This is a genomic window from Priestia sp. P5_B4 (assembly GCF_056400385.1).
In genome coordinates, this window is the sequence record NZ_JBFULJ010000249.1 from 1 (window position 1) to 4900 (window position 4900).

Here is a 4900-nt window from a genome sequence, read left to right on the forward strand (position 1 = left end):
GCTACAATCATCCCAATGATAAAGTACTTCTTGATAGAATTATGAAACTGTTCCCACTGAGGTCCTAATAACTTTCCTAGAGTAATAAATATGGTGACCCAAAGAAATGATCCGCTATAGGCGTACAGTGCATACGTACGAAAAGGAAGCCGAGTAATTCCTGAAAAATATCCTGTAATATGTCTAATAACAGGGAGGAAATAAGCAATAATCAACAGTTTGTTTCCATGCACACTAAACCATTTTGACATTCTTTCAATTCGCTCTGGCCCCATATGAAGGGTTTTTCCGTATTTATCAAAAAAAGGAGTCCCTAACTTATAACCAACTCCGTAGGCTATGGTCATTCCAACCATACTCCCCATACCAGCCACCAAGATACTTCCCATCCAGCTCAAATGTCCTTGAAAGGCAAGAACCCCAGCGTAGCCCATGAGCAGCTCCCCTGGAAGAGGAAGAGCGAGCAGTTCCAGCATCAATGCTAGAAACAGCACGATATATCCGTATTGATTTATATAAGATGTGATAAAATCCATGGTTTGTCCTTCTTTCATAATATGTATTTGCCTAAAGCACAGTGAATAACTCAAATATGCTTGAATTTGATTGAAAATAAGTTAAGGGAAAAGGTTAATTTCACCTTTGCTTTTCTTTTAATGTAGCACTATTTATAAAAAAAACTTTCTTTTTCATTGATTTTTAATGTTATTTTTAGCCTATTTTTAACTACAAACCGTAGACTGAAAATGTGCTATTTGAAAGCTCAACTTAAGACTGTATGTGTTTCTAATAAATAGTGTAAGAAATTCCTAAACAATCTATGTAACGAAAAAGAAGAAAAGATACACCACACAAATTGATTAAAAAGGCTAAATACCCGGTATTAATTTTTTTATCATGTTTACTCTTTTATCAGTAGAGTAAATCTTTACTTGCATAAACAAAAGAACAAAAAGATGTGGTGAATATTTCAGGTTCCATCATATGACGAAAGAATAAAAACTATAAGGAGGGAAAGTCATGAATAATCGTGAGAAGGATAAATACCTCATTCTTTCCGCTACATTTGGAGAGGGACATAAACAAGTGGCTAATGCGATAAGCGAGGCAGTAAATGAGATCGCTGCTGATGCTGAGCCCATTACCATGGATATCATGGAGTGGATTCATCCCACCCTCTATCCAATCAGCCACTATATTTATAAAAAAAGCATTAAGAAGTTTCCTCAAGTGTATAGCTTTTTGTATAAAAAAACTCGTGTAAAAAATTCATTTTCCATTAAGCTAAATTCGATCTTTTTGTCGGGCATGCAAACCGTGCTTAAAATCATACAGGAAATAAAACCGAAAGTAGTGGTTAGTACCTATCCATTTGCCGCCGGGATTATATCAAGATTAAAAGAGCAAGGGTTAATTGATATTCCAGCGGTAACCATTATCACAGATTATACGGATCATTCTTATTGGATTCATCCTTCTACAGACCAATATGTGGTAGGGTCTGCTCGATTGCGTGATCAATTAATTGCGTTAGGGGTAGAGGCAGACAAAATTAAAAACACTGGAATACCTGTACGGAAAAGATTTATGGATGTTCTTCCAAAAGACCTTCTCCTAGATAAATATATGATTAATCCAAATATGTTCACCCTGCTCATCATGGGAGGGGGAGACGGATTTTTTGGAAAAGGGATTTCAACCTTTAAGGCATTAGAATCCATTTCCACAACGATTCAACTTTTTATAGTATGTGGTAAAAATAAGAAATTAAAAACACAATTAGAGTGGGAATTAAAAGACTCGAAGCATGACGTGAGAATTTTTGGATACTGTGAAAAGGTTGAAGAATTAATGGCTATTGCAGATTTAATGATCAGCAAGCCGGGGGGAGTAACAACCTCTGAGGCAATGGCGATGGATCTACCAATACTGCTTTATCATTCGTTACCAGGACAAGAAGAAGACAATGCAGAGTATTTATGCCGTTCGGGATTCGCACTGTCTGCACAGTCAGAAAAAGAGTTAATTGCGCAAATTGAAAATCTTGTCCACGATTCAGCACCTTTAAGATGGATGAAACAAAGAATGAAAAAATATCAAACCAAAACATCATCCATAGACGCTCTCCATGTCATTATCGAAGCAGCAAGACGCGGTCCATTACGTAACGTAACAGATAGTAGAACGATACAAAAGCAAAAGGAGATAGAGGTGAGTATATAATATGGAGTTCATGATTTCTGCTATTATTTTTTTTATTTTATTATACACCGTTATTCCGTATTTCTTATCACGTGGTCTAGGAGTGAACGTAGTTAAAAGAGGAAGGGATTTATCTAAAATTGCTTTTACGTTTGATGATGGTCCGAACCCTGTTTATACGCCGATACTTCTTGATTTATTGAAGAAAAATGAGGTGAAGGCAACCTTTTTTGTGGTCGGTACTAAAGCAGAAAAGTACCCTGAACTGATTCAGCGCATGCATAATGAAGGCCACTTAATCGGAATTCATAACTACGTACATCACTCCAATTGGTTTATGTCGCCTTGGAAAGTTAGAAATGGACTTAAGAATACAGCCAAGGTGATTAAATCTATCGCTGGAGTCACACCTATTTATTATCGCCCGCCTTGGGGAATGCTCAACCTTTTCGATTTTATGAGAAGAGGTAAATATAAGATTATTCTATGGTCAATCATGGCGGAAGATTGGCGAACCTCTGGCGGAAGCGAAAAGATTAAACAACGCCTGGCCAACATAAAAGGCGGGGACGTCATTTTGCTGCACGACTGCGGAGATACGCTCGGGGCTGAATCCGACGCCCCAAGAAACACAATTAATGCGTTAAAAGATGTATTAAAAACAGTGCAAACAAAAGGATTCACTTGTGTGCGTGTTGATGAATTGGTAGAGAAGCTATAGATAGTAAGAGGATTAGAGGATTATCTTTATTAAAACTTGCGAATGAAATTTTAATTCTTATTATTTATTACTGCAACTAAATATCTTGTCTGTTATAAAAAAAGAACCTCTATTTTAAAGAGGTTCTTTTTTATGGTCAGTAAAAATATATGGTAATATAATCATATATTGGTTATATTTATAATTTCGTGATTTTTAAAATCTATGTTGAATCAACAGTCAATTTAAACGAAATCTATGAAAGTAGGGTAGTTCTTGAAAAAAGTTATTTTGAAATTCTTTGTATATTTTTTAATCTTCTTTGGAGGAAACTTAATGATTAATATTCTGTTTACCTCTAATTTTGATCTTTTAACAGCATTTTCAASCGCTTTTGGAGTTTCCTTTGGGATTGCTATCTTTGAGTATTATACATATAAAAAAGGCAAGGTAGCATAAGGTGCAGTGTTTTTCACCCAATACATAAAAGATTTTATTAGAAACTTAAATATCATAGTATTAAATTATAAAAATTTTGAGGTTTGAGATGGGAAATTTGTTGAATTACATTTATTTTTTTGTTGCCATTTTAGTTGGCTTATACTTTTTTATCACCAATAAACACTCCAGAAAGCCACTATTCATGTTGTTACTATCGATGCTTTTATTTTATAGCAGCGCGTATTTCTTTTACTATAAGACTTATCCAATTAACTTACTCAGTACATTATCCATACTTGTGCTTTGGTGGATTATCCTTTTATTGCTAAGAGAGATTTACTCTAGAGAAGAAAATATTTTCTGGAATCTTTGTTTAATCTATGTAGCGCTATACCACTCTTTGCATTATGTTTTTGATTCATTGGCTCAAAAGAACTTTTTGTATGGATTTATCTTTTATTTTTATACAAATGTAGGATTACTTCTGCTTGGTTTGTACTATTTCTTAAGAGTCTATAAAAATAGAACCGTGCATTAGAATGAAAAAAGCTCTTTGGAGATCAATGTCCACAATTCTTGTGGCGTTAAATTTTTATAACAGATTGCTTTGCAGAAAATCAATTATTTTTCATCATTTAATAAATATTATTAAATCTCATGGACGCCTTGTATATTTTTATATTATTTACCGCACTTTAAAAGAAAAAGGTGAGGCTGATATAATGGCTAAAATAATTCCATCCTTATGCATTTTGCTCGGGGCTTATGTTCTTATTGTATTCATCGACGTTTTTCAGGGAAGCTATATGTTTCAATCGTTTTATAACCTAAAACAATATTTTGTAATTGCCCGTGGGGAAGATTATTTTTTGGTTATTTTATTTGTTTTACTATTCCTTGCTGTTAGCATTTTTCCTGTTTTTAAAAAACAATAGCCTCCCTTGTCATAAAAGGGTAGGCTTTATTTTTTGTTTTATATATGCTGTAATCAGCAATAGGATGGGAATTGCTATATGAAAAGGGAGGTGCAATAAATAAGGAACAATTTTGAGTCCTTCATTTATATGAGCTTGATAACTAGGAGCAATCATCAGTGAGGAGAAAAAAATAACACCGCCAATTAAATAAATGTTTGTAACAGAAGGTTTCATTCGAAACAAATCAGCCGCGCCAATCACTGCACAAAAGAAATAGATGGTTATTTTAACAAAACCTAAAATGACCATGAGAATGAGAATAAAGGTATCCAGTCTTTGAATAAAACTAGCTATGTTAATGTAACTCACAGCTGTAAGAGCCGGGAAAGAGGATCTTAAAACAGTCTCTGGTCCGAGTACACACAAAAGAATAATTGAATTAATGGTTAAGACCATTCCTCCTATTATGATGGCGGATAACCCAATTGTTGCGGCCTGACTTTTTTTATTTAAATAAGGAAGAATCATAGTAAAGGTAATCAATTCCCCGAAAGGTACAGTAATGCCAAGGGGGACTAACTCTTTTCCTATGTTTCCCCATCCATTCGCTAATACAGGTTGAAGATTCTCCACTTTGATG

Annotated in this window: 6 protein-coding genes; 4 read left to right on the plus strand and 2 right to left on the minus strand. The window is 34.4% G+C overall.

What is annotated here, in order from left to right; all coding sequences use genetic code 11:
• Positions 1 to 536 (minus strand): DedA family protein (locus AC1DRF_RS16645; protein WP_477741191.1); only part of this gene is annotated, 536 nt, incomplete at its 3' end.
• 484 nt (positions 537 to 1020) lie between these two features.
• On the opposite strand from AC1DRF_RS16645, the gene AC1DRF_RS16650 reads away from it, so the two are divergent.
• The 4 genes from AC1DRF_RS16650 to AC1DRF_RS16665 all read left to right on the plus strand — a co-directional run bounded on the left by AC1DRF_RS16650 (position 1021) and on the right by AC1DRF_RS16665 (position 4278).
• The gene (locus AC1DRF_RS16650; RefSeq protein WP_427076737.1) at positions 1021 to 2223 is read left to right on the plus strand and encodes an MGDG synthase family glycosyltransferase; all 1203 of its coding nucleotides are present in this window, start codon (positions 1021 to 1023) and stop codon (positions 2221 to 2223) included.
• A 1-nt stretch (position 2224) separates the two neighbouring features.
• Positions 2225 to 2923 (plus strand): polysaccharide deacetylase family protein, encoded by a 699-nt coding sequence (locus AC1DRF_RS16655; RefSeq protein ID WP_477741192.1) that lies wholly within the window; start codon positions 2225 to 2227, stop codon positions 2921 to 2923.
• Positions 2924 to 3238: 315 nt separating this feature from the next.
• The gene (locus AC1DRF_RS16660) at positions 3239 to 3361 is read left to right on the plus strand and encodes a hypothetical protein (RefSeq protein WP_477741193.1); all 123 of its coding nucleotides are present in this window, start codon (positions 3239 to 3241) and stop codon (positions 3359 to 3361) included.
• Positions 3362 to 3882: 521 nt separating this feature from the next.
• On the plus strand, positions 3883 to 4278 hold the full coding sequence (locus tag AC1DRF_RS16665) for a YczF family membrane protein (RefSeq protein WP_427076739.1): 396 nt from the start codon (positions 3883 to 3885) through the stop codon (positions 4276 to 4278).
• Between the two features lie 9 nt (positions 4279 to 4287).
• Here the strand turns inward: AC1DRF_RS16665 and AC1DRF_RS16670 are convergent.
• The coding region (locus AC1DRF_RS16670; protein WP_477741194.1) for a GerAB/ArcD/ProY family transporter at positions 4288 to 4900 on the minus strand (613 nt) is incomplete at its 5' end.